Genomic DNA, 25,181 nt, shown 5'->3' with positions numbered 1-25,181 from the left:
TTACTGGAGCCCTTCGGCGAGTGGTCCGAGTGCGAGCACGGGGAAGTAGGTGAGCGCGACGACGATGACGATCACGCCCAGGAGGAGGCCCACGAACTGCGGGCGGTGGGTCGGCAGCGTGCCGGCGGTGACGGGCACCTTGCTCTGCGCGGCCAGCGAGCCGGCGAGGGCGAGCACGAGCACGATCGGGATGAACCGGCCGAGCAGCATCGCCACTCCGAGCGCGGTGTTGAACCACGGGGTGTTCGCGGTGATGCCGGCGAACGCCGAACCGTTGTTGTTCGAGGCGCTGGTGAACGCGTAGAGCACCTCGGTGAAGCCGTGGAGCCCGGGGTTCCAGATCGAGGTGCCCTCGACGTCGTCGCGCACCGCGGGGATGGCGAAGCTCAGGGCGGTGCCCACGAGCACGAGCGTCGGGGTGGCGAGGATGTAGAGGCTCGCCAACTTGATCTCACGCGGGCCGAGCTTCTTGCCGAGGTACTCGGGGGTGCGGCCGACGAGCAGACCCGCGATGAACACCGTGATGACGGCGATGACGAGGATGCCGTAGAGCCCCGCGCCGATGCCGCCCGGCGCGATCTCGCCGAGCATCATGTTGAACAGCGTCATCATGCCGCCGAGCGAGGTGAAGCTGTCGTGCATCGAGTTGACCGCGCCGGTCGAGGTGATCGTCGACGTGGTCGCGAACAGGGTCGAGCCGATGATGCCGAAGCGCTGCTCCTTGCCCTCCATCGCGCCGCCCGCGAGCGCCGGCCCGGTGCCGGAGCCGGCCAGCTCGAACGCGCTGAGCGCGGCGAACGACACCACGAACAGGGCGCCCATCGCGGCGACGACGGCGTAGCCCTGGCGGTTGTCGTCGACCATCTTCCCGAAGGTGCGGGGGAGGGCGAACGGGATGGCGAGCATCAGCACGATCTCGAACAGGCTCGTCCAGGGGGTGGGGTTCTCGAACGGATGCGCGGAGTTGGTGTTGAAGAACCCGCCGCCGTTGTTGCCGAGCAGCTTGATCGCCTCCTGCGACGCGACGGGCCCGCCCGGGATGGTCGCGGTGCCGCCGGTGAGGGTGGTGACCTCGGTGAAGCCGGTGAAGTTCTGGATGACGCCGCCGGCCAGCAGCACGATGCTCGAGAGCACGGCGAGGGGCAGCAGGATGCGGAGGATGCCGCGGGTGAGGTCGACCCAGAAGTTGCCGAGCGTGCCGGAGTTGCGGCGGGCGAAGCCGCGCATGAGCGCGACGGCGACCGCGAGGCCGACTCCGGCCGAGACGAAGTTCTGCACGGCGAGGCCCGCGATCTGCACGGTGTAGCCCATCGTGACCTCGGGCGAGTACGACTGCCAGTTCGTGTTGGCCACGAACGACGCTGCCGTGTTGAACGACAGGCCCTCGGGCACCGCGGGCAGACCGAGCGAGTACGGGAGCACGGCCTGCAGGCGCTGCAGCGCGTAGACGAGCAGCACGCCGATGAGCGAGAACGCGAGCACGCTGCGCAGGTACGCGCCCCAGCTCTGCTCGCCGTCGGGGTCGACGCCGACGACGCGGTAGAGACCGCGCTCGATCTTCAGGTCTCTCGCACCGGTGAAGGTGTGGGCGATGTAGTCGCCGAGAGGGCGATACAGCACCGCGAGGATGAGGGCGAGGGTCGCGAGCTGCGCGATGAGGAGCCAGATCTCCATCTAGAACTTCTCCGGCTTCACGAGGGCGACGACCAGGTAGGCCACGCCGGCCAGGCCCAGCACGGCGGCGACGAGTTCGAGCACGATCACAGCTTCTCGACCCCCCAGGCGACGAGGGCGACGACGCCGAAGACGGCGAGGATCGCGACGAGATAGACGACGTCGAGCACGGTATTTCTCCATCCGACAGGCGCCCGGGGTGGGCGCACAGGTACGGATGACGATCATGCTCGCGCCGAGGGCCCCGATCGCCCGTCCTAACGAGTTCCTGACGCCCGCACCGCCCCGACCCCCGAAATCCCTACGCGATCCTGACGGCGCGCGCGTGCCCGGCGCGCGCGTGCTGGTCGCGCAGCGCGCGCAGGTTGGTCGCGCAGCGCGCGCACACTGGTCGCGCAAAGTGCTCTCAAGAGAGTGTTTGAGGACACTTTGAGCGACCAACCCGGCGCCCTCGGGGCGGGAGGGGAGGGTCAGGCGCCGAGCACGGCCCAGGCGTGGGCGGGGAGGGTGGCGTGGGGACCCTCGAGGGTGGCGGTGCCGGCGAGGAGGGTGGTGGCGTCGGCGATCGGCAGCTCGACCGGGTCGTCGCCGAGGTTGAGGGCGGTGACGACGGTGCCCGAGCCGGTCGCGGTGCGCACCACGAGGGCGGTGTTCGCGACGTGCAGCACGTCGGAGCGCGCGCTGTGCAGCCAGGGGTGCCGACGGCGCAGGGCGATCAGTTCGCCGTGCAGCGCGAGCAGTTCGCGGGAGTCGGGGCCGGCGCCCGGCAGAGCAGCGGGCAGCTCGTCGGGTTCGGGGGGCGTCGCGGGGAACTCGGGGCGCACCGCGTCGTCGCCCCCGAGTCGCTCCTCCTTCACCGCACGCAGCCCGTACTCGTCGCCGGCGTAGACCATCGGGGTGCCGGCCAGCGTGAACAGCAGGGCGAGGGCGTGGGGCAGGTGACGCGCATCCGGGATCGCCGACGCGATGCGCGTGACGTCGTGGTTGCCCACGAAGGTGGTGGGCACGAAGCTCTCGAGCAGCTCGTTGCCGCGCTCGATGGCGTGCTTCGTCTCGAACAGGTTCGCGTCGGCGATGCCGTGCCAGATGCCCTGCCAGAGCTCGTACTGCGTGAGCGAGTCGAGGCCAGACCGGGCGACGATGTCGAGCGCGTCGCCGTGGATGACCTCTCCGGTGAACCAGGCATCCGGATGCGCCTCCCGCACCCTCGGCAGCACCTCGGCCCAGAAGGCGGGCGGCACCGCGTAGGCGGCGTCGAGGCGCCAGCCGTCCGCGCCCAGGTCGAGCCAGTACGTCATCACCCTGGCGACGAGATCGGCGACGGCGGGCGAGGAGTGGTCGAGGGCGACGAGCTGGTCGTGCCCCTCGAACACCTCGGCGCGGACGGGATCGCCCGGCCGCCAGCCCGCCCAGTCGATGCGGAAGAGCTCGGCCGTGGCGGCATCCGGGCCCTTCTCCTCGACGGCGGCGAAAGCCGGATGCGCCCGGCCCACGTGATTGAACACGCCGTCGAGGAGCACCCTGATGCCCCGCTCGTGCGCCGCGGCGACCAGGCGGTCGAAGTCGGCGTCGTCGCCGAGCCGCGAGTCGATGCGGAAGTGGTCGACGGTGTCGTAGCCGTGCGATGTCGCCGCGAACACGGGCCCGAGCGCGAGCCCGTTGAGCCCGAGCCCGACGATGTGGTCGAGCCACGCCTCGAGGCGGCCCAGGCGGTGTTCCACCGCCTCCGGCTGAGCCGGGCCGGCAGCCGTCGCACGCATCGCGCCCGCCGAACGTTCGGGCCGCACCGGTGCCCCGACGAACCCGAGCGGGTAGACGTGCCACCACATCACATGCTCGACCCAGGAACCCGTCACCCCGCCAGTCAACACCTCCCCGAGCGTCTCCGCCCGCGGCGGCATCACCCGGGCGGGGGTAGGGTCGCGCGTATGGGGGAGACGACGAGGCAGACGGGCGCGCGTGCGCGGAGGATCGGGCTGATCGTGCTGGCGGGGGTGGTGGTGCTCGGGCTGGTGGCGGCCGCGGTGGTCGCGCTGGTGCTGAGGCCGGCGAGCGGGATCGCTGCGGCGCTGGAGGACGAGGACTTCGGGTACTGCCTCGAGCTCTGGACGACGCCGGCCGACGAGGTGGCCGTCGACGGAGAGGGCCCCTGGAGCCAGGAGCAGGAGACCGAGTTCTGGTCGCATCCGGTCGCCCTGCATTGCGCCGTGACCGAGCTGGGCGAGGAGCGCCGCGTGCGCGCTCTCGCGACGGCCTTCCCTGCGCTGGACGGCGACCGGCCCGGCGACCCCGACGAGCAGTGGCAGCCGGTCGCCGACTACGTGGTGTGGCTCGACGGACAAGAGGTGCCGAGCGGCGAGGCGCTGCTTCGCGTCGCGAGCCTCGTGAGGGGGTTGTGGGTCGCCCACGTCGACTCGGGACGGTACGCCGACGGCTTCACGAACTCGGCGGTGCTCGCCGACATGCGGGTGAGGGGTGAGCTCCCGGACTACGACGACTGGGCGGCGACCACCGACGCCGACGGGCAGAGCGCCGACGGCAGCGCCGAGAACGACGTGAACGCGCTCTTCGACTACCGCAACGCCGTTCTCGAGAAGGCCGGCGACGAGACCGAGACGGCCTATCGCGCCTACACCGACCGCTCCCGCGCGCTGTACGACGTGGTGCGCTGAGGCGACGGCGGTCACACCATGTCGCTCGCCGCGGTGCTGTTCTTCGTCCCCTCGGCGCTGCTCGTGCTCGCCGGTGTCGCGATCGTCGTGTTCGCCCTCCGCAACCGGTGCCCCGGCCGGGCGGGAGGGGTGGCGACCGTGCTGCGACTCCTCGCGGGCGCCGGCACGCTCGGGCTCGCGGTGGTGGCCGTCTCGCCGTTGTGGAGCGGGATGCAGTACGGCATCGTCATCCTCCCCGTCGCCGCCCTCTGCGCGGCGGCGCTGCTGAACGCGGTACTGCTCGGCGCTGCCGCACTGGTGCTGCGCATCCGTCGCTGAGCGCGAGCCGGGCGGAGCGCCGACTCAGACCCCCGGATGCGCCCCGAACCGCACGGCCAGCTCCCCGAGGGCGGCCTTCGAGTTCACTCCCGTCTTGCGGTAGATGCTGCTGAGGTGCGTCTTCACGGTGTTCACCGACACGTAGAGGCGGGCGGCGGCGTCGGCGCTGCTGTCGGTGACCAGCACGGCGGCCAGCACCTCGAGCTCCTTGCTGCTGAGGCGCAGGAACGGGTCGATGGTCGCCGGCTGGGCGCGATCGAGGATGCGTCGCACGATCGGCTCGGGAAGGGCGTCGGGTCGTCGTGCCACGAGCTGCTCGAGGTCTTCGCGCGGCAGCAGGCTGAGCGCGTAGAAGCTGTCGTGGGTGGTGGAGAGTGCGGCTGCGCGGGCGAACTGCTCGGCGGCCGAGTCGGTGTCGCCGGCACGCAGCTCGGAGGCGGCACGCACCGCCAGCACCGTGATGGTGGTGCGCGGGGCGTCGAGGGCGTGCCCGTGCAGCGGTGACACGATGCGGCTCGCCGAGGTGTAGTTGCCGAGCCTCGCCTCGGCCGCCGCCCGAGCGCACAGCAGGGTCTGGCCGGCCAGGGTGTCGCGGTCGGCCTCGAAGGAGTTGAGGGTGGCGCGGGATTCCGCGGGGTGCCCGGCAGCCGACTGCAGGATCGACCTGGCGACCGCGATCACCGCCCCCGTGGTGCCCTGCTTCGTCACCCGGTCGGGGAGCGCCGCCGACGAGCCGTCGATCTGTGCGAGCAGCTCGAAGGCCGCGTCGGGCCCCGGCACCGTCATGGCGGCAAGCAGCTTGTGGAACGGCCACCGCTCCGGGTGCTGCGAGAGATCGGCCCGCGCGAGCGTCGCCCGCGCCTCGTCGAGCCGGAACTCGTCGACGAGCAGCAGGGTCGCGGCGAAGACCGCGGGCAGCGCGGCACGACTGAACCACCACTCGCCCTCGGGCGGCACCTTGTCGAGCCAGATCCTCGCCTGGATGCCGCGGCCGGCGAGCGCATGGATGAAGGAGGCAGACGCTGCAGCCGTCACCTTCACCATCTCGTTCCCCACCACCATGGCGGAGTCGTAGGCCTCGACGTACTCGTGCACGGCTCGGTCGGCGTCACCGACGTACTCCCACACCAGCCCCCACTGCAGCTGCAGGTCGGGCAGACCCTGCGCGAGCTGTTCACGGGCGAGCGCGCTGGCCTCGTCGAGCATCGCCCTCGCCTCCCGCACCGCCTCGGACGCCTCGCCGAGCCTGCCGTCGGCCCGGGCGATCGCCGCGTGGCTGGTCAGCTGGGCGAGCGCATCCATGAGGCTCACCGGCGGCCCCGGGAACGGCGCCCCTCTGAAGCGCGTCGTCGTGGGCGCGCCCGAGAGCCGGCGGAGGTACTCGGCGGCCAGCACGAGCCGCGGATGCTGCACCAGCACCTCCTGCGGCAGCCGGTTCACCGCCTCCTGCAGGGCAGCGCGGTGGGTCGAGATGAGCACAGACCAGTGCAGGTCGAGCAGCCGCACCGCCTCGGCCCAGTCGTCGGCGTCGACCGCGGTGAGGAGTGCGCTGCCGGGGTCGGCTGACGGATCACTCGTCACGACGAACCGCTTCCGGGGCACACTCAACGAATCCTAGAGGTTCCACCCCCGAAGGGGGAGGGTGGAGCCTCGCGAGGTGCCGAACCCCGCGAGGCGACCGACTCGACATGCCGGCCGAGCAACCCCTACTCCGTGCAATCGACCGCCGCGTAGGCGGGGTTCTGCAGCGTCGTGTGCACCGTGCCGTCGTCGTACGACGCCTCGATCGACGCCGTGCCCGCAGCCAGGGTGCCGGCCCCCGTCGGGAACAACCCGTATGCGGCGTCGCCGTCGCCGACCGCGGCCCGCTCCTCGTCGGCCCCGACCGCCCCGACCGTGATGTCGACGTCGCGGCCCGCCTTGTTGATGGAGTACACCGCGACGTACGCCTCCTCTCCCACGCAGAGCGACCAGGCGGACGCCGTCGTGGCCACGGCGAGACCGGATGCGGGCACCGCGTCGAGCACGACGGCGTCGACGAAGGCGGTGGCGTCGCCGGTGGGCGCGGAGCCGCGGAACGCGATGCTGTGCGCTCCGCCCGACACGGTGAAGACGGGTGTCGTGTAGCCCGTCCAGCTCGTCGCCGACGGGGTCGCCGTCGCCACCACGGTGCCGTCGACGAGCACCTCGACGGGCTGAGGGGTGCTGTAGCCGGGCCGCTTCGCCGCCTGGAAGGTGAGGCGGTAATCACCCGGCACGAACTCGATGGTCTGGGTGAACGATCCGTGCGCGCCGTCCTTCGACTGCAGCAACGCCGTCTGCGTTCCCTCGGGGGCTGTCGTCGCCCCGAACGCGCTGCCGTTGTGCTGGATGCCCGCCTTGCCGACGAACGACCAGCCGTCGGTGAACGGCGCCGACTTCACGTTCGTGGTGGCCGGCGATTCGAACCCGGCGTTGGCGAGCGCCGGCACCGCGGGCGCGGCCGGCAGCTCGACGCGCACGTCGTCGAGGAACGCGGTGCGGTCGCCCGACGGTGCGGTGGCCCGGAACGTGACGGTGTGCTTGCCGCCGGTGCTCGCGAAGACCGCGCTGCGCACCGGGGTGTAGCTCGTGGTCGAGCTCACCGTGAACGAGCCGATCACCGTGCTGTCGTAGAGCACGTCGAAGGTCTGCGCCGGGTAGCCCGAACGCCCCGACAGCTCGAAGGCGAGCTGGAAGGTGCCGGCCGGGAAGTTCAGTTCCTGGCTGATCTCGCCCTGCACCCCCGCATCCGTCTTGAGGTAGGCGACCTGCGAGCCCTCCGGCGGTGTACCGGGGCCGAGGGGGCCCTCGGCGTTCTGGATGCCCGAACGGTTGGTGAACGTCCACCCGTTCACGAACGGGCCCGTCTTCGACTTCGTGGCACCCGGCTTCTCGAAGCCGCCGTTCGTGATGGTCACGATCGGGTAGGCGTCGGGGATGGTGGGGCTGACGTAGCAGTGCTGCTCCACGGTGGGGTTGGGGTCGCCGAGCTCGGCGGTCGTGCACGCCGTGTCGCCGGTGCGGGTCTGGTAGCTGAACAACCCGTCACCACCGAACGCCACGCTCTGCTGCCCGCTGAAGAAGCAGGTGCCGTTCTCGTCGGCGCAGAGGGTGTAGCCGTCGGGCCCGTCGGAGACGGCGCCGACCTTGTAGAGGCGGCTCGACGAGCCGGAGGCCGTGAGCCCCGGCGCGAAGGCCACCGCCTGGTAGAGGTGGGTGGTCGACTCCTGGAGCACCAGCGGATGCTCGTAGAGCGTCGACGCCGCCGTGGGGGTGGTTCCGTCGGTGGTGTAGCGGATCTCGGCGCCCGCCGTCGTGGAGTCGAGCGTGAGCATGCGCGCCCCCTCGTACACCCCGGAGTCGAGGCTGAAGCTCGGCGGGCTGACCACGGCCGGGTCGGGCGCGGGGGTGACGAGCACGCGCGCGACCGCTCTCGCGCTCGGGTCGGCGGTGCTCGTCGCCACCACCGCGACCTTGCGCTCGGTCGTCACCGCGGGCGGCGTGTAGACCCCGCTCGCCGAGACGGAGCCGTTCCCGGTTCCCTCCACGCTCCAGCTCACGCCGGCCGGGCCGTCGACGACCGCCGCTCCGAGCTGCAGCGTCGAGCCCGAGGCCACCGTGGGGTCGACGTCGTCGAGCGCCACCTGCACAGCGGGGTCGGCGGTGGTGTAGACCGCGACGGTGTAGTCGCCGCCGAGCGTGTCGCTGAAGCTCGTGGTGGCGGGGATGCTCGCCGACGAGGCGGGGAGCAGCGCGTTCTCGTCGGGAACGAGGTCGGGGGTGTACTGGATGCGGTGCACGTCACGGCCGAGGTCGAGCGACCCGAAGTCGACGGTGAGGTCTCTGCCGGTGCCGGCCTTCGACTCCACCAGCACGGTGTACTCACCGTCGGCGTCGCGGAATGCGGCGGCGCGCACGTCGCCCGAGCTCGACGAGGCCTGCACGACCTCGCTGTGGGCGGGCACGTAGCGCGTCAACAGGCCCGCTGCGGCGAAGGTGTTGCGCGGCTCGAGGCCGAGCAGCACCGAGTCCCACATGTTGTAGGTGCCGTTCGTGTCGCCGTCGGGGTCGGCCGTCCAGACGCCGTTGAGCTGCCAGACCAGCATCGAGTGGAGCCCCTGGTTCGCGCCGGCGATCACGTAGTTGGCGTAGCCCGAGTCCCATCCGCTCGCCGTGTCCGACGACCAGCCGAACTCCGACATGTTCACCGGCTTGCCGCCCGCCACGCTCGAGCGGGCCGCGATGCTGCCGGCCACCGAGCTGTAGGAGTCGCCGTAGGTGTGGAAGCTGTACTGGTCGAAGGCGTCGCCGCCGTTGGCGGCCATGTACGAGGTCCAGTCCGGTGCCCCGCTCTCCTCGGGGCCCCACACCTCCACGTCGTCGCGCAACCCGTCGGTCTCCAGCTGGTCGCTCACGGCCTCGGCCATGGCGAGGTAGTAGGCCTTCTGGTCGCCCGGCGCCTCGAAGTCCCAACTGCCGTTCGGCTCGTTGTAATAAGTGAGGTACTTCACGTTGTCGTAGCCGCGCTGGGTGATGAGCTCGTCGAGCAGAGCCGATGCGGCGTCGGCGAAGGCGGGGATGTCGTTCGGGGCGCTCGTCCACGGGTCGACGCCCGGGATGGAGAACCACGACTGGATGCTCGACCCGACCTTCCAGCCGAAGTTGAGCTCCACGTCGGTGCCGGCCGCCTTGAACGCGTCGAGATAGCGGTAGAAGGCGAGCATCCGGTCGCTGGTGAAGGTGTAGTTCCCCTTGCTCGGCTCCATCCAGTCGGTCTGGAACCAGATGCGCGCGACCTTCGGGCGGAGCTTCGCGATGCGCGCGGAGTCGAGTGCCCAGTCGGCGTCGGTGTAGCCGAGCTCGGTGGTGCCCTCCATGAGGCTGCCCGGGATGACGTTCACGCCGATGCCGAGGAAGTCGCTCTGCACCACGGTGTCGGGGTCGATCGTCACGGTCACGCCGTCGTCGGCGTTCGCCGGGGCCGCCGAGACGGCGACGAGCGCCGCCGCGGCGAGCAGGACTGCTGTGGCGGCGCCCAGGCCGCGCGAGAGGAATGGTCGTGTCATCGTCTGACGCCTATCTCCATCGATAGCGGCGTCGGCATCTCGGGGCGGCCAGAGGAGGTCGGATGCGACGCGTGTGCGGCCACTGTAGAGCGATTCATGTAGTGAAAGCAACATTTTAAAGACCGGATACGAGGTCTTGCGCCCCGAATAGGGGTCCCGTACCGTGATTCGGGAGCAAAGCGAGTAGTTTTGCTACACATCGATGGAGATGGGAGACGCCGATGCGTCGAGATGTCAGAACGGCGGCGCTCGCCGCGCTCGCCTCGGGAGGGCTCCTCGTGGGTGCCCTCGCCGGGGGAGTGCAGGTGGCGGCCGCAGCACCCGGGGGCGACCAGCCGGTCGACGTGGTCGTGCACACCGGCGACCTCGTGCAAGACGACTACCTGGGGGTCGGGGTGAACGTCATCCCGTGGAGCCTGATGGGCGACACCGCCACCCTCGGCTACGACGAGGCCGACTGGCAGGTCGACGTCGAGCGCACCCTCACCCTCAAGCCCAAAGTGGCGCGGTTCTGGTTCCAGATCGACTGGATGGAACTGCAGAAGGGGCAGTACGACTTCGACAGCCCCGAGATGAAGGCGGTCTATCGCTACCTCGACGCCTTCGAGCAGGCAGGCACCGAGATCGAGCTGAACTTCGGCTGGAAGGTCGGGGAGCGGGTTCACGACTGGTTCGCGATTCCCGGCGTGGAAGACCCCTACATCAGCGCGCCGGCCGACCTGCCCGCCTACGGGCGGAGCGCATCCGCTCTCCTGCAGAACCTCTGGGGTCGCGGCTACGACAACGTGAAGTACCTCACGTATTACAACGAGCCCAACGGCAGCTGGGACTTCGAGGCGCCGGGCGACGAGAAGGCGTACTACGCGCAGATGGCGCAGGCGGTGAGCGACCAGCTGGTGGCCGACGGCATCCGCGACCGCATCGAGATCTGGGGCCCCGAGGAGGTGAGCGCACCCGAGTGGACCGCCTTCATGGAGCAGAACGCCCCCGACGCCTTCGACGGCTACAGCTTCCACCTCTACGGCGAGGCCTACTCGAGCCTCGACGACATCATCGACGCCCGCACGAGTGTGGCGAACGGCAAGCCGGTGAGCATGACCGAGTTCGGCTGGGCGAGCCCCGAGGCGAGCGTCTGGGAGACCGGATACGCGAACTACGTCATCGACAGCGCCAACAAGGGGGTGCACACCAACCTCGTCTGGCAGCTGAACGGCGTGATGACCGACGACCCGCGGGGTGACACCAACGGCGACTACAACCTGTGGGACTCCGTCATCCTGGGTCTCGAGCCGAGCCCGGCGTTCTACGAGGCCGGCCCGCTGCTGCGCTACATCCCGGCCCACAGCTCGGTGTACGCCACCGAGGTGTCGTCGCCCGACGCGCGCGCCACGGCGTTCCGCGACGGGGACGGCGAGTGGACAGTGCTGGTGGAGACGAAGGACGGCACCGCCAAGGACGTGACGGTGCGCTTCGACGGCGAGAAGGCCCGCGAGGCCTCGAAGGGTACGTACACCCGCATCGCCAAGACCGACGCCGACGCCGTGCCCGAGCAGAACGCCCTGCTCCCCGCCTCGAGCGGCTCGCTGAAGGTGAAGAAGGGCGCGTTCACCGACCGCGAGGTGACGGATGCGCACACCCAGCTGGTCTACACGCAGGCCGCGGCCGAGACCCAGGTGGCTCTCGACGACCCGCAGATCGAGGTGGTGGGCGGCTCGACCACCCGGCTCGGAGCGTCGATCGTCGACGGGAACGCGAACGTGACCTGGTCGGTGATCGGCTCCGACGGCGGTACGGTCAGCCCCTCGGGCACGTACACCGCCCCCGAGGTGACGACCGAGCGCACGGTGGCGATCAAGGCGACCAGCCGCTCCGACAGCTCGAGCTACGCGGTGCAGCAGGTGCTCGTCACTCCCGCCCACCGCGACGGCGTCACCGACGCACCGGTGTTCAGCCTCCCTGCGGGTCAGTACGCCTCGCTCGAGGGAGTGACCATCACCTCGTCCACCGAGGGTGCGAGCATCCACTACACCACCGACGGCTCGCAGCCGACGGCGGAGTCGCCCGAGTACACCGGCCAGATCGTGCTTCCCGCCCTCAAGACCACGTACCTGCGCGCCATCGCGATAGCGCCCGGTCAGGAGGCATCGGGCACCACCTCACGGCTGTACAAGGTGCTCGACGTGCAGAACGCCCCCGACGGCTACACCTTCTGCGCCTACGAGGGCCAGCAGTGCGCGTTCGACGGGGAGCAGAGCGTCGTCTACGGCTCCGACGGGCTGTTCGCCTACGGCACCTTCGCGGGCGGGGTCTCGTGCGCGGCGGAGTCGTTCGGGTCGAACCCGAACCCCGGCGGCGGCAACCGGTGCTTCGTGAGCCCCGTCATCCCCGACGACGTTCCCGCGGTCACCGTGTTCAACGCCGGTTTCGAGAAGCCGGCCACCTCGAGCGCCGCGAACGGCCCGATGGTGAACGGGTGGACGTTCAGCGTGCGATCGGGGGTGCAGTCGAACACTAGCCCGTTCGTGCCGGCGTTCCCCGCACCCGAGGGTGAGCGCACCGCGTACCTCAAGACCGACTCGGGGCTCGCCAGCAGCATCGAGCAGGCCGTGCGGTTCCCCGCCGGCAGCTACGCCATCACCTTCCAGGCGGCCAACCGCTCGGGCTTCGGTGGCCAGCAGGAGTTCGACGTGACCGTCGACGGCGAGGTCGTTGCCCACGTGGTGCCGAGCATGACGGGTGAGTACCAGCTCTACCAGAGCGACCCGTTCACCGTCGACGCGGGCGAGCACACCATCGCCTTCGTCGCCACCACCACCGACGGGGACAACACCGCCTTCGTCGACCAGGTGGCCGTCGTCGCGGTTCCCTGACCGGACGAACCGACCGTGCAAAGGGCCCGGATGCGGCGCATCCGGGCCCCCTGCACCCTTCCGGCTGCGGATCGGGTGCGGAACACGCAACCCGCTCGTCGGCCATCATGGTGTGACGGCCCAACGGCCGGACGGGAGGGACGGAACCGCAGTGACTGCAGACGAGGAGACGACCGGGCCCGGGTCGCACGGAGCCGAGAGCGCCGACGTCGAGCGGGCCCGGGTGCAGCGCCGCACGCTCACCGTCGTCGTCATCAGCCAGGTGCTCGGCGGGGCCGGTCTCGCCGCGGGCGTGACGGTCGGGGCTCTCCTGGCCCAGCAGATGCTGGGCAGCGAGGGTCTCGCGGGCGTCCCCACCGCTCTGTTCACCCTCGGCTCGGCTCTGACGGCCTATCTGATCGGGCGGGTGACCCAACGAGCCGGGCGCCGGCTCGGGCTCGGGCTCGGCTTCGCCGCGGGAGGACTCGGGGCCGTCGGGGTCGTGCTGGCAGCCGCCTCCGGCAGCGTCCCCCTCCTTCTGGTCTCCCTGTTCGTCTACGGTGCCGGCACGGCCACCAACCTGCAGGCGCGATACGCCGGAACCGACCTGGCCGCCCCCACCCGCCGGGCCACGGCCGTCAGCATCGCGATGGTGTCGACGACCGTGGGCGCTGTCGCCGGCCCGAACCTGGTGGAACCACTGGGGGCGTTCGCCGTGGGACTCGGGCTGCCTGCGCTCTCCGGACCCTTCCTGCTCGCCGCGGTCGCCTACCTCGCTGCAGGGACGGTGCTCCTCCTGCTGCTGCGCCCCGACCCCTTCCTGCTCGCTCGGCGGCTCGCCCCCGCCGAGGCCGCGGCGCGTGGCGTCGGCGGCCGCTCGGCCCGCGCGGCCGGCCCGGCGCCACGACCCGGGACGGGGGCCTATGTCGGTGCGGCGATCATGGTCCTGACCCAGATCGCGATGGTCGCCATCATGACCATGACGCCGGTGCACATGCGGGCGCACCACCATGACTTCGGCGACATCGGCCTCGTCATCGGCATCCACATCGGCGCGATGTATCTTCCCTCGCTCGTCACGGGTGTGCTCGTCGACCGGATCGGGCGCACCCCGATGGCGATCGCGGCGGGCGTCACTCTCCTGGCGGCGGGCGTCACCGCCGCGCTGGCGCCGGGCGATGACATGCTGTTGCTCATCGTCGCTCTTGCGCTGCTGGGGCTGGGCTGGAACTTCGGCCTCATCTCCGGCACCGCGCTCGTCGTCGACAGCACGGTGCCGGCGAACCGGGCGAGGGTGCAGGGCACGCTCGACGTGCTCATCGCCCTGGCCGGCGCGGGCGCCGGTGTCATGTCGAGTGTCGTCATGGCCGGCACCAGCTATGCCGTGCTGTCCCTCGCCGGTGGGGTGCTCGCACTCCTGCTCATCCCCGTGCTGCTCTGGGCCCGGAGCAAGAACCGGATGCCCTGACCTCCGAGCCCCGCGGCCCGGGCGGGTGGGGCACCGGGTCAGACGGCGAAGGCGACGCCGGCGGTGAGGAGGATGTTGCCGTAGGGGGTGGCTTCGCCGGTGCGGACGACGAAGCGAGCGGCGGCGGAGAGGCGCTTGAGCTCGTCGTGCAGCACCCGTGCCGCGCCGGGGGCGGCGGAGTCGAACAGGGCGGCGAGCTCGGGGTTGGCGTCGTCGACCTCGGCGGCCACGGCGGCCGACTCGACCACGACCTCGGCGAGCACCGCCTCGAGCACCGGCTCGAGGCGTGGCAGCCCGTACAGCACCCGGAGGTCGACGGCCGGCACGCCGGGCGGAACCGGGAAACCGCTGTCGGCGACGACGAAGAGGTCGGTGTGCGAGAGCCGGGCCAGATGGCCCGCGAGCTCGGCGTGGAGGATGCCGGCGCGCTTCATCAGGCGTCCTGCGAGGTCGGGGCCACCACGAGTTCGCGGTAGCTGATGTGCTGGGGCAGCGAGTAGGCGGCGACGATCGCGTCGGCGATGTCGGTGGGCTGCAGGCCCCCGCCGATCGACCCCTTGTAGGCCAGGTAGCCGTCGAGCACCGCGCCCTCCCCGGTGTTGCCGAGCAGCTCGGTGTCGACCATGCCCGGCGCGACGAGGAGCACCCGCACACCGTGTGCGGCATTCTCGCGGCGGAGGCCCTCGGTCATGGCGTGCACCGCGTACTTCGTGCCGTTGTAGACGGTGTGGTCGCCGTAGAGCTGCTTGCCCGCGATGGAGCCGAGGTTCACGATCGTGCCGCGACCGCGCTCGCGCATGCCGCCGAGCACCAGCTGCGAGTTCTTCATCATGGCCACGCAGTTCACGTCGAACATCGCCTGCACGAGGCCGGGGTCTTGATCGACGACGGAGGACAGCGCCATGAGACCGGCGTTGTTGACGAGCAGATCGGGCTCGCCGAACCGGGCGACAGCGCGGGCCAGGGCGGCGGCGACGGCGGGCGTGTCGTTCACGTCGGCCTCGGCGATCTCGACGTCGGGAAGGCCGAGCGCCTCCATCGCAGCCCGGCGGCGGGCGATGAGGAGCAGCGGATGCCCGGCCGCCGAGAAGGCGCGCGCGGTGGCCGCGCCGATGCCGGAGCTCGCTCCGGTGATGACGACGAGGGGTTTCATCGAGGGTCCTCCTGAAGGGTCGTGGGGGCGAGCGCGGCGAGTGCCGCGTCGAAGCGCGCGCGGGCGTCGTCGTAGACGCCGGCGGCACGGGGGTCGGGGTCGATGCGGGCGACGACGCGGTGCGGCCGGTCGGCGTCGCCCCACTGCCAGGCGCCCAGGCCGACGAAGGCGATGGTCGCGGCGCCGAGCGTCGCGGCCTGCTGGTCGACGCTCGTGCGCACCAGGGTCGACTGCACCACGTCGGCGTAGAGGCGGTTCCACCCCTCGCTCTGCGCACCGCCGCCCGAGACGGTGAGCTCGTCGCGCGTGCCGCTCAGCTCCCGGATGCGGTCGAGACTCCGGCGGAGGGCGAAGGCAATGCCCTCGAGCGAGGCCCGCAGCAGCTCGGCCCTGGTGCTGCCGAGGGTGGCTCCGGTGATGGCACCGCGCGCATCCGGCCCCCCTTCGAGCGGGGTGCCCCCGGCGAGCATGGGGAGGAAGGTGAGGCCGTTCGACCCGGGCGGTGCGGTGAGCGCCTCGGCGACGACCGCCTCGGCGTCGAGCCCCGGCGCGAGCAGCCCGCGCCACCAATCGAAGCTCGTACCGCTGCTGAAGGTCGACAGCGCGCTCACGTGCAGCCCGGGCACGGCGTGCCGGAAGACGTAGGGGCGGGCGGCGACGTCGATCACGGGGCGGGCGGAGGTGACGGTCATCCAGCTCGAGGAGCCGAGCGCCGCGTAGATGCGCCCTTCTGCCGTGCCGCGCGAGCCGAGCGCCATGGCGGCGTTGTCGACGGCTCCGGCGAAGACGGGGATGCCGGGCCGGAGCCCGAGGGCCTCGGCGGCCTCGTGGGTGAGCTCGCCCACTGGGTCTGCGCTCTCGCCCGGCTCGACGAGCAGCTCGCGGGGGAACCCCGCCGCGGCGAGGAGCTCGTCGTCGTAGGCGCCCGACTCGAGGGAGTAGGCGCCCGACCCGCTGGCGTAGGAGTGGTCGGTGGCGAGCCGCCCGGTGAGGCGGAGGTTGATCCAGTCCTTCGAGCCGACGAGGGTGCGCGTGGCCGCCCAGCCGTCGGGATGCTCCGCGCGGAGGGCCCCCGCCTTGAAGAGAGGGTAGAGGGCGGCGCCGAATCCGTTGCCCGTGCGGCGGTACCACTCCTCTTCGGGAACGACGTCGAAGACCGGGGCGGTGTGGGCGGCACCACGCGTGTCCGACCAGATCGGGATGCTCTGCAGCACGAGCCCGCCCTGTGCATCGAGCGGGATGATGCCGAGGCTCTGCCCGGAGAGTGCGATGGCCGACACCCGCTGAGCGAGATCGGGCACCTGCTCGGCGAGCTCCCGGGTGGAGGCGACCACCGCATCCCACCAGTCGGCCGGTCGCTGCTCGGCCCGGCCGGGGGAGGGGTGGTGGGTCGCATACCGGCCCGCCGTCTCGGCGACGCAGCTGCCGTCGGCCGACCAGGCCGCCGCCTTGCAGCCCCCCGTGCCGAGGTCGAAGGCGAGAGCGAGCTCGGGCATCGGCTCAGCGGGTCGCGCGCGCGATGGCGCTCAGGGCGTCGAAACCGGAGCCCGAGGTGGGGATGTCGATGTGGAACACCTCGGCGATGACCTGGGTCCAGCCGTGCACGAAGTACACCCAGCCGTCTTCGACCCGCACGCCCCGCTCGGCGGGCTGCGCGCGGGCCTGGTCGAGGAACACCAGGTCGCCGCGGTAGTTGAGGTCCCAGGCGATGGCGTCGCGCGGGAAGACCGCGGCGTCGGTGAGGGGGGAACCGGGCGCATCTTTGCCGAGCCCGGTCGCGTTCACGACGAGGGCCCCCGGCGCGAGGCTCTGCAGCACACGATCATTCTCCTCCGCGCTCGGCACGAGCACGTACTCGAACCGCGTCGTCGTCTCGAGGGTCTCGTGGATGCTGCGGATGTGGTCGAGGCGTTCCGCCGAGCGGTTGGTCACGACGAGCCGCTCGGGCCGGTTCGCTCCGGCCTCGGGCCGGGTGAGGTACCAGCTCATGGCGATGGTCGACCCGCCGGCGCCGAGGCACAGGGCTTCGACGCAGTAGTCGTCGCCGAGGAAGGCGTCGAGGGCGAGACCGCTCGAGATCGGGTCTTTGGCGTGGCAGACGAGTGCTCCGTCGCGTTTCGAGATGCAGCTGGTCTCGCCCATCAACCGGGCGAAGGGGTCGATCTCGTCGAACAGGTCGGAGCAGGCGGCGAACAGGTCGAGCTTGTGCGTGGTGACCAGGGCGCCGAGGCTCAACGGGTCGTTCGCGATGAACTCCACGACTGCCCGGTACTGCTCGGCCGGGGCGTGCAGCGGCAGGTCGATGCCCTGCAGGCGGGCTTCGTGCAGCCCCAGATGCTCCGCCCAGCGCGGGAACACGCGCTGGATCGACGAGCTGCCCGTCGTCACCCCGATGAAGTACAGGGTCGGCTGGGTGGCCGGTGCGAGCACCTCGGGCGTGAGGGCGGTGATGAGGGTCATGCTGTCGGTTCCTCCCGGGTCGCGGCGACGGCGTCGAGCGCCGCGGTCTGGTTCATGCCGAAGCGGGTGACCCCCGCATCCGCCATCGCACGGATGGTCGCCAGGTCGCGCACGCCTCCGGCGGCCTTCACCTGGGCGCGGCCCGCGGCACGCTCGACGATGAGACGGATGTGGTCGAGGCTCGTCGGCACCCCCGACCAGCCTGTGCCGGTCTTGATCCAGGGCACGCCGGCGGCGATCGCGGCGTCGACGCCGAGGCGGATGTCGTCGTCGTCGAGGCGGCCGACCTCGAGGATCGCCCGGAGCGGCACCCGCCCGTCGACGAGTTCGACGACGGCGCGGAGCTCCCGCTCGACGTAGTCGCCCTCGCCCGAGCGGAGGCGGCCGATGGCCACCACCACGTCGAGCTCCTGCACCCCGGCGTCGAGCAGCTCGGTGGCCTCGGCGACCTTGGTCGCCGTCGTGGGCCCTCCGCTCGGGAAGCCGACAGGCGACCCGGCGAGGGTCTCGCCCCCCTCGAGCAGGTCTTTCAGCACCGGGAGCCAGTTCGGGAGCACGTGCGCGCTCACGAACCCGCCCGCTCGCGCGTCGGCGGCGAGCCGCTCGATGTCGTGCCGGTCGTGCTGCGCCTGCACGCAGCTGATGTCGATGTGGCGGGGTAGCGTCGCGATCAGCTCCGCCGTGGTGATGACGGCCTCAGGCACCGTAGCCTCCGTGGTCGGGGTTGTCGCGGGTGGTCCATCCCGCGTCGGATGCGACGACGAGCGTGCTCATGCCCCCCGCCCTCTCGATGATGCCGTAGTCCTGACCGGCATCGGTGGCGTAGCAGAACAGGGTCTGCAGCACCTCGTCGCCGACGTTGACGCTGCGGTGCACCCAGCCGCCCGGCACATGGACGACGGTGCCGGGGCCGATGGGCACCGCGCGCGACTCGCCGGTGAGGGAGTCGAGCAGCATCACTCCCGAGCCCGCGATGCCGTAGTACATCTCGGCGAACTCGCTCCGAGCGTGGAGGTGACCGCGGGTCATCGCGAACTCTTCGCCCACCCGCCCGGGGCGGAGCACGCTGAGGCCGATGGTGAGGGCGCCGTCACCGTGCTCGACGACGCTGCTGTCGACCCAGTAGACCGGCGAGCCGTCGTGGGCATCGAGGGCGGAGGCGTAGGCGTCGGCGTCGCGGTAGAGCCCGGCGAGGTCGGTGAGGTGCTTCTCGTAGCGCTCGGTCGGCCCGGTCAGCCTGGCGCGCAGCGCGTCGACGTCGAGAGCGGCCGGTTCGGCCGGGTGTGCAGCGTCGCACATAGGAGCTCCTCTAGAAGGGATGGGGCGTGGTGGTGCCCGAATGCGTAGTAAGACTACAGGATGTGGGGGTCAACTCCCAACACTGGCCACGGGAGGGGCGATATTTCGACGCAGATGTGTAGTTGTGCTACTTCTGAGGTATGACTTTCGTTCCGCTCGCCGCCGACTGGACAGTTCACGCGCTGGCAGGCCCCGTGCCGGAATCGCTCCACCGCACTCTCGCCGACGGCATCACCGCGAGGGTTCCCGGCGTCGTGCACACCGACCTGCTGGCGGCTGAGCTGATTCCCGACCCCTACGTCGACGACAACGAGTCACTGCTGGCGTGGATCGGCCGGTGCACGTGGGGGTACCGCACCGCCTTCACCTGGGTCGACGACGGGTCTGAGCGGGTCGATCTGGTCGCCGACGGCCTCGACACCGTGGCGACGGTCGTGCTGAACGGCACCACCGTCGCGACCACCCGCAATCAGCACCGCTCCTGGCGCTGGGACGTGCGGCAGCTGCTTCGCGAGGGCGGCAACGAGCTCGAGGTGGTCTTCGAGTCGGCGCTCGATCACGCGGAGGAGCGCGAGCGGGTGCTGGGGGTGCGACCGCACTCGTACGTGCATCCGTTCAACGCCATCCGCAAGACGGCCTGCAACTTCGGCTGGGACTGGGGCCCCGCACTCGTCACGGCGGGCATCTGGCGGCGCATCGGGCTCGAGTCGTGGAGCGGGGCACGCATCGCGGCGGTGCGGCCGATCGTGCGGGGTGGGCGCGCGAGCGTCGGCCGCGGGGTGGCCGTGCATGTCGACGTCGAGCGGGCGGCAGCCGCTCAGCGGGCCGAGCTGGAGCTCACAGCCGAAGTCGCCGGGGTGCAGGCGTGTGCCGTGCTGCCCGCCGGGGCGACGACGGCTGTGCTCGACCTCGCCGTTCCGCACGCCGAGCTGTGGTGGCCGCGCGGCCACGGCGAGCAGCCGCGCTATGAGCTCGTCGTCACCGCGGGCGGCGACAGCTGGGCTCGCCGCATCGGCTTCCGCTCGGTGGAGCTCGACACCTCGCCCGACCACGAGGGCAGCGCCTTCTCGCTCCGGGTGAACGGCGAGGCGGTGTACGTGCGCGGGGCCAACTGGATTCCCGACGACACCTTCTTCTCCCGCTCCACCCGCGACAGCCTCGCCGCCCGCTTCGACGATGCGACGGAGGCCGGGATGAACCTGCTGCGGGTGTGGGGCGGCGGCATCTACGAGTCGGAGGAGTTCTACGACCTCGCCGACGAGCAGGGGATGCTCGTCTGGCAGGACTTCCTGCTCGCCTGCGCGGCCTACAGCGAAGACGCGGAGCTGTGGGACGAGTTCGCCGCCGAGGCGCGGGAGGCGGTGGCGAGGCTCACCGCGCATCCGAGTCTCGTGCTGTGGAACGGGGGCAACGAGAACCTCTGGGGCTACGTCGACTGGGAGTGGCGGGCCCGCCTCGCCGGCATGACCTGGGGCGAGGGGTACTACCAGGAGCTGTTCCCGGCCATCGTCGCCGAGCTCGCGCCCGGCACGCCCTACTCGGCCGGGAGCCCGTACGGGTTCAGCCACTACGTGCACCCGAACGACCCGGCGCACGGCACCACCCACATCTGGGACGTCTGGAACAAGGTCGACTACGAGAGCTATCGCTCGTACCGGCCGCGGTTCGTCTCGGAGTTCGGGTTCCAAGGCCCGCCGGCCTGGTCGACGCTGTTCTCGGTGGTGCACGACGAGCCTGCCGATCCGTTCGGCCCGACGATGCTCGTGCACCAGAAGGCGAGGGAAGGCAACGCCAAGCTCGAGCGCGGGCTCGGCGCGCACATCGCGCGCTGGGACTCGATGGACGACTGGCACTGGGCGACGCAGCTCAACCAGGCGCGGGCGGTCGCTTTCGGCATCGAGCACTTCAGGTCGCTGCATCCGCTCAACCACGGGTCGATCGTCTGGCAGCTGAACGACTGCTGGCCGGTGATCTCGTGGGCGGCGGTCGACTCGCTGGGGCATCGCAAGCCGCTCTGGCACGCGATGCGCCGGGTGTTCGCCGACCGCCTGGTCACGGTTCAGCCGCGCCCCAGCGGTCTCGTGCTCGCGCTTCACGACGATGCGGCGGAGGCGTGGCAGACCACCGCCGTGCTCCGCCGCCTCACGCTCTCGGGGGAGGAGCTCGCGCGCACGGAGCTGACCCTGCGGGTTCCGGCCCGCGAGAGCCTCACGCTCCCGCTGCCGCCCGAGATCGCACTGCCCGGAGACCCGCGCCACGAGCTCGTGGTGGCCGAGCTCGGCACGGGCGAGCGGGCGCTGAGGTGGTTCGCCGAAGACCCCGAGCTGCTCGTCGCGAGGCGCCCCTACCGCGCCTCGGCGGTGGAGGCGGGCGGGGGCGACTACCGCGTCACGGTGACGGCCACCGAGGTGCTCAAAGACCTCACGCTGCTGGTCGACCGCGTGCATCCCGATGCCAGGGTCGACACCGCGCTCGTGACCCTGCTCCCGGGGGAGACCGTCGAGTTCGCCGTTCAGGCACCCGAGGGGCTCGATCCGCTCGCTTTCCTCCACGAGACCGTCGTGCGCAGCGCCAACGACCTGGTTCCGCCGCGGACTGCGGTGGTGGGCGGCGGGGCGCCGGCTGCCCGGGAGGGCGAGCGGATGCGCTTCAGCGCCAGCTGAGCCAGCGCGCCGGGTTCGCCGTCGTGATGCCGGCGGCGGCCTCGGCGCCCACGGCCGCGACGACCCGCGGCAGGAAGCGCTCGCCGAGGTAGGCGAGGCCGGGCAGCCCGCCGTAGGCGCGGTAGCGGGAGGCGCGCGCCACGTCGCCGCCGAGCAGCACGCGGTCGCCGTGCCCCGCCCGCACGAGATCGTCGATGAGCCCGACGATCACGGAGTCGGGCCACTCGCGGTGCCGCGCCGGGCCGTCGACGCCGAGGTACGCGCCGCGCGCGGCGAGTTCGCCGAGCAGCCCGGCATCGGGGTTGCGGTCGACATGCGCGAGCGCGACGGCGTCGGCGGCCACCCCGTGCGAGCCGAGCAGATCGAGCGCCTCGTGCGCCGCACTCCCGTGCTCGAGGTGCACCATGACGGGGGCGCCGGTGGCGGCGTGCGCGACGCCCACCGCCTCGATGCAGCGCGCCGCCGCGGCGTCGATGCGCCAGTACCCGAGGCCGGCCTTGAGCAGGCCCGCGCACGGGGCGCTCCGATCGGGCTCGGGGTCGAGCCCCTCGCGCGCACCGTGTTCGAGGTCGCGCACGAAAGCGGCAGCGAGCGTGCCCGCATCCGCGCCGAGCAAGGGGGAGTCGGTGGCGTAGTGCTCGCGGCGGTGCACGCCCGTCGTCATCACCACCCGCAGGCCGGTCGCCCGCGAGATGCGCGCGAGGGCCTCGGGCCGACGTCCGAGGCCGAGCGGCGTCGCATCGACCATCGCCGTGAACCCCGAACGCAGCAGTGAGGCCGCTTCGGCGCCGCTCGCCTCCTCGTCGTCGAGGTCGTCGCCCGGCAGCAGCGGCGACACCTGGAAGAGGTGCTCGTGGTAGTCGGCGGGGCCGAGCTCGGCCGGGTCGATGTCGCCCGTGACCGTGCGGATGCGCCCGATCACCGCGGCAGCGCGGCGACGAAGCGGCGTGCGGTCTCGGTGATGCCCGCCCAGTCGCCGGCGTCGAGGCTCGCCCGTGAGCACAACTCGCTCCCGGCGCCAAGCGCGACGGCTCCGGCGTCGAGCCAGGCGGGGATCGTCTCGGGGGTGACCCCTCCGGTCGGGCAGAAGTCGACCTCGGGGAAAGGGCCGCGCAGCGAGCGCAGGTAGGCGGGCCCGCCGAGCGACGCGGGGAACAGCTTCACCACGTCGGCGCCTTCGGCCAGTGCCGCCAGCACGTCGCTCGGGCTGAGGGCCCCGAGCAGCAGGGCGGCGCCCGTGTCGCGCAGGGCGGGGGTGAGCGATGGATGCGTCCCCGGCGAGACGAGGAAGGTCGCGCCCGCCTCGACGGCCTCACCCGCCTGCTCGGGCCGGGTCACCGTTCCGGCGCCCAGCACGACGTCGTCGCCGTGGCGGCGCGCGATCTCGGCGATCGCCTCCGTCGCCCCCGGGGTGGTGAAGGTGATCTCGATTCCGCGCACTCCGCCCGCGACCAGGGCGTCGACGCCCCGCACGGCGCTCGCCGCATCCGAGGCCCTCACCACGGCGACGAGCCTGGTGGCGCGGAGGGCGTCGACGGTGCGGGAACGGTCGATGAGGGGGGTGGCGGTCATGGGGTTCTCCTCGAGGGGATCGGACGGGGTGGAAATCGGGAGCGCGACCGTGCCGGGCGCGCGGCACCGTCGTCAGGACACGGGGTTCGGCGGGGTTTCGCCGGCGAGCACGGCGAGCAGGTTCTCGACGGCCATGCCGCCCATGCCGTCGACACCCTCCACCGTCTGGGCGGCGAGGTGCGGGGTGATCGTGACGCGGTCGGCCAGGTCGTCGGCGAGGAGCGGGGAGGCGCCCGAGCCGTGGTTCTCGGTGGCCAGCGTGTCGGCGGCGTATGCCACCACCCGGCCCGAGCGCAGCGCCGAGGCGAGCGCCTCCTCGTCGACCAGGTCGGCGCGCGCGGTGTTCACGACGATGACGGCGCGGTCGGAGGCTGCGAGCCACTCCTCGTCGACGATGGTGGCGCCGCCCGGCGCGTGCAGCGACACCACGTCGGCCTCCGCGGCGAGGGCTGCGGCGCTGGTGCGGCGGAGCCCTCGCCACAGCGGGTCGTCGTCGGGGACGAAGGGGTCGGCGCCGGAGAGGGTGGGCCCGAAGGCGCGGAGGCGGTCGACGACGCCGCGGCCGATGCGGCCGAGCCCCACGACGCCCACTGCGAGGGCGGAGAGCTCCCGGGTGCGCCAGCCGCCCCAGTCGCCTTGTCGCACGCGCCGGTCGGCGGCGGGGATGCCGCGAAGAGCTGAGAGCAGCAGCGCCATCGTGTGCTCCACCACGGCGGAGCTGTTCGCGCCGGGGGTGTTCGTCACCACCACGCCGTGCGCAGCGGCGGCGGCGAGGTCGACGCGGTCGACTCCGACCCCGTAGCGGGCCACCACCCGGAGCGACGGTGCGACGGAGAGGTGCTCCTCGGTCACCGGGCCCGTGCCGGCGATCCAGCCGACGGCGTCTTCGAGCAGCGGTGCCAGCTCGGCGGTGTCGTGCGAGGGCGAGGCCCGCACGATGCGGTAGCCGTGCTCGGCCACCCGCGCGGCGAGATCGAGGCGCCCGGCACCGAACGACCGCGAGGTCACGAGAACCGCACCGCTCATGAGCCGGAGCCCTCTGCCGGCGGGGCCTGGCGCATCCGGGCCAGCTCGCTCTTCATGCGGCGCACCGCGGCGTTGTGCTCGGGCGGCCGGCGCAGCGCCACCGCTGTGGCGAGCACGTCGACCACCACGAGCCCGGCGATGCGGCTGGTGCTCGGGGTGTAGACGTCGGTGTCCTCGAAGGTGCGCACGACGAGCGGCACGTCGGCGAGCTCGGAGAGGGCGCTGGGGCGGCCGGTGAGCGAGATGACCCGGGCGCCGGCCCGCTTGGCGGCGTCGGCGACGGTGAGCGTCTGCTCGGTGTGACCGGTGTTCGAGATGGCCACGACCACGCTCTTCGGGCCGCTCATGGTGGCGGCGATGAACTGCTGGTGGAAGTCCTCGGGCGCCTGGCAGGGCACACCGAACAGCGGGAACTTCTGCTGGGCGTCTTTGGCGATGATGCCGCTCGCGCCGAACCCGATGAAGAGGATGTCGCTCGCATCGAGCAGCGTCGCCGTCGCGTTCTCGATGGCGGCCGGGTCGAGGTTGCGCCGGGCGCGGTCGAGGCTCGAGATGGTGTGGTCGAAGATCTTCTCGGCGATGTCGGCGCTCGAGTCGGTGGCGGCGATCGACGAGTGGGTGACGGGGAGGCCGAGGGCCAGCGTCTGGGCGAGCTGGATCTTGAAGTCCTGGAAGCCCTCGCAGCCGATCGAGGAGCAGAAGCGCATGACCGTCGGCTCGCTCACCTCGGCCGCCTCGGCGAGACCGGCCATCGTGTACTGCAGGGCGCCGTTCGGGTCGCCGAGCACGAGCTGGGCCACCTTGGCCTCCGACCGGCGGAGCTCAGGCAGATGGCGCGTGATGCGCTCGAGGAGCGTGTCGGTCGCGCCGTGCGCGGGCGGGTCGAGGGGTTCGGCAACAGACACCGGCGTCTCCTTCTTTCGAGCGGCAAGGGGCATCC

At 71.7% G+C, this 25,181-nt stretch carries 20 protein-coding genes; 5 read left to right on the top strand and 15 right to left on the bottom strand.

Annotation, left to right across the window (positions count from 1 at the left end; all coding sequences use genetic code 11):
* From kdpA to ABFY20_RS18305, 3 genes are all read right to left on the bottom strand, one after another.
* Entirely contained in the window at positions 1–1,674 is a 1,674-nt protein-coding gene (gene kdpA / locus ABFY20_RS18315) for a potassium-transporting ATPase subunit KdpA (protein WP_368497634.1), read from the bottom strand.
* Positions 1,675–1,764 carry a potassium-transporting ATPase subunit F gene (locus tag ABFY20_RS18310; RefSeq protein ID WP_368497633.1) on the bottom strand — a complete coding sequence of 30 codons (90 nt, stop codon included), beginning with the start codon at positions 1,762–1,764 and terminating at the stop codon, positions 1,675–1,677. It abuts the gene before it with no gap.
* Between the two features lie 380 nt (positions 1,765–2,144).
* Positions 2,145–3,530, bottom strand: a complete 1,386-nt coding sequence (locus tag ABFY20_RS18305) for an alpha-amylase family glycosyl hydrolase (RefSeq protein WP_368497632.1) — start codon at positions 3,528–3,530, stop codon at positions 2,145–2,147.
* 72 nt (positions 3,531–3,602) lie between these two features.
* Here ABFY20_RS18305 and ABFY20_RS18300 point away from each other — a divergent pair, with 72 nt between their 5' ends.
* Positions 3,603–4,346: a hypothetical protein gene (locus tag ABFY20_RS18300; protein WP_368497631.1), complete on the top strand. Its 744-nt coding sequence runs from the start codon at positions 3,603–3,605 to the stop codon at positions 4,344–4,346.
* A gap of 18 nt (positions 4,347–4,364) precedes the next feature.
* Entirely contained in the window at positions 4,365–4,664 is a 300-nt protein-coding gene (locus ABFY20_RS18295) for a hypothetical protein (RefSeq protein WP_368497630.1), read from the top strand.
* 24 nt (positions 4,665–4,688) lie between these two features.
* On the opposite strand, the gene ABFY20_RS18290 is transcribed toward ABFY20_RS18295, so the two are convergent.
* Positions 4,689–6,245 (bottom strand): LuxR C-terminal-related transcriptional regulator, encoded by a 1,557-nt coding sequence (locus ABFY20_RS18290; protein ID WP_368497629.1) that lies wholly within the window; start codon positions 6,243–6,245, stop codon positions 4,689–4,691.
* 125 nt (positions 6,246–6,370) lie between these two features.
* A complete protein-coding gene (locus tag ABFY20_RS18285; RefSeq protein ID WP_368497628.1) occupies positions 6,371–9,751 on the bottom strand; it encodes a chitobiase/beta-hexosaminidase C-terminal domain-containing protein in 3,381 nt (1,126 codons plus the stop codon).
* Between the two features lie 221 nt (positions 9,752–9,972).
* On the opposite strand from ABFY20_RS18285, the gene ABFY20_RS18280 reads away from it, so the two are divergent.
* Both ABFY20_RS18280 and ABFY20_RS18275 read left to right on the top strand, forming a co-directional pair.
* Complete coding sequence (locus ABFY20_RS18280; RefSeq protein ID WP_368497627.1) at positions 9,973–12,621, top strand: chitobiase/beta-hexosaminidase C-terminal domain-containing protein; 2,649 nt, start codon at positions 9,973–9,975, stop codon at positions 12,619–12,621.
* Between the two features lie 151 nt (positions 12,622–12,772).
* Positions 12,773–14,068: an MFS transporter gene (locus ABFY20_RS18275; protein WP_368497626.1), complete on the top strand. Its 1,296-nt coding sequence runs from the start codon at positions 12,773–12,775 to the stop codon at positions 14,066–14,068.
* A 38-nt stretch (positions 14,069–14,106) separates the two neighbouring features.
* Here ABFY20_RS18275 and rbsD read toward each other — a convergent pair whose 3' ends face one another.
* From rbsD to ABFY20_RS18245, 6 genes are read right to left on the bottom strand one after another with little or no spacing between them, the layout of a single operon-like run.
* Complete coding sequence (gene rbsD / locus ABFY20_RS18270) at positions 14,107–14,502, bottom strand: D-ribose pyranase (RefSeq protein WP_368497625.1); 396 nt, start codon at positions 14,500–14,502, stop codon at positions 14,107–14,109.
* A complete protein-coding gene (locus ABFY20_RS18265) occupies positions 14,502–15,221 on the bottom strand; it encodes an SDR family oxidoreductase (protein ID WP_368497624.1) in 720 nt (239 codons plus the stop codon). The genes rbsD and ABFY20_RS18265 overlap by 1 nt, the downstream gene beginning before the upstream one ends.
* A complete protein-coding gene (locus ABFY20_RS18260) occupies positions 15,218–16,717 on the bottom strand; it encodes an FGGY-family carbohydrate kinase (RefSeq protein WP_368497623.1) in 1,500 nt (499 codons plus the stop codon). The genes ABFY20_RS18265 and ABFY20_RS18260 overlap by 4 nt, the downstream gene beginning before the upstream one ends.
* Positions 16,718–16,721: 4 nt before the next feature.
* Positions 16,722–17,681, bottom strand: a complete 960-nt coding sequence (locus tag ABFY20_RS18255; protein WP_368497622.1) for a shikimate dehydrogenase — start codon at positions 17,679–17,681, stop codon at positions 16,722–16,724.
* A complete protein-coding gene (gene deoC / locus ABFY20_RS18250; protein ID WP_368497621.1) occupies positions 17,678–18,385 on the bottom strand; it encodes a deoxyribose-phosphate aldolase in 708 nt (235 codons plus the stop codon). The genes ABFY20_RS18255 and deoC overlap by 4 nt, the downstream gene beginning before the upstream one ends.
* Complete coding sequence (locus tag ABFY20_RS18245) at positions 18,378–18,980, bottom strand: glucose-6-phosphate isomerase family protein (protein ID WP_368497620.1); 603 nt, start codon at positions 18,978–18,980, stop codon at positions 18,378–18,380. The genes deoC and ABFY20_RS18245 overlap by 8 nt, the downstream gene beginning before the upstream one ends.
* Before the next feature lie 140 nt (positions 18,981–19,120).
* Between ABFY20_RS18245 and ABFY20_RS18240 the strand changes: the two genes are divergently transcribed.
* Entirely contained in the window at positions 19,121–21,643 is a 2,523-nt protein-coding gene (locus ABFY20_RS18240) for a glycoside hydrolase family 2 protein (RefSeq protein ID WP_368497619.1), read from the top strand.
* On the opposite strand, the gene ABFY20_RS18235 is transcribed toward ABFY20_RS18240, so the two are convergent.
* The 4 genes from ABFY20_RS18235 to ABFY20_RS18220 all read right to left on the bottom strand — a co-directional run bounded on the left by ABFY20_RS18235 (position 21,630) and on the right by ABFY20_RS18220 (position 25,146).
* On the bottom strand, positions 21,630–22,565 hold the full coding sequence (locus ABFY20_RS18235) for a phosphotriesterase (RefSeq protein ID WP_368497618.1): 936 nt from the start codon (positions 22,563–22,565) through the stop codon (positions 21,630–21,632). The two genes, ABFY20_RS18240 and ABFY20_RS18235, sit on opposite strands and share 14 nt — an antisense overlap.
* On the bottom strand, positions 22,562–23,215 hold the full coding sequence (locus ABFY20_RS18230; RefSeq protein ID WP_368497617.1) for a bifunctional 4-hydroxy-2-oxoglutarate aldolase/2-dehydro-3-deoxy-phosphogluconate aldolase: 654 nt from the start codon (positions 23,213–23,215) through the stop codon (positions 22,562–22,564). Before ABFY20_RS18230 ends, ABFY20_RS18235 begins: the two co-directional genes overlap by 4 nt.
* Positions 23,216–23,287: 72 nt before the next feature.
* Positions 23,288–24,241, bottom strand: a complete 954-nt coding sequence (locus ABFY20_RS18225; RefSeq protein WP_368497616.1) for an NAD(P)-dependent oxidoreductase — start codon at positions 24,239–24,241, stop codon at positions 23,288–23,290.
* On the bottom strand, positions 24,238–25,146 hold the full coding sequence (locus tag ABFY20_RS18220; protein ID WP_368497615.1) for an SIS domain-containing protein: 909 nt from the start codon (positions 25,144–25,146) through the stop codon (positions 24,238–24,240). The genes ABFY20_RS18225 and ABFY20_RS18220 overlap by 4 nt, the downstream gene beginning before the upstream one ends.
* Between the last annotated feature and the right edge of the window lie 35 nt (positions 25,147–25,181).

This window comes from Herbiconiux sp. A18JL235 (assembly GCF_040939305.1).
Lineage (GTDB): Bacteria > Actinomycetota > Actinomycetes > Actinomycetales > Microbacteriaceae > Herbiconiux.
The sequence above is the reverse complement of the archived record's forward strand: the minus strand, read 5'-3'. Positions and strand labels throughout refer to the sequence as shown.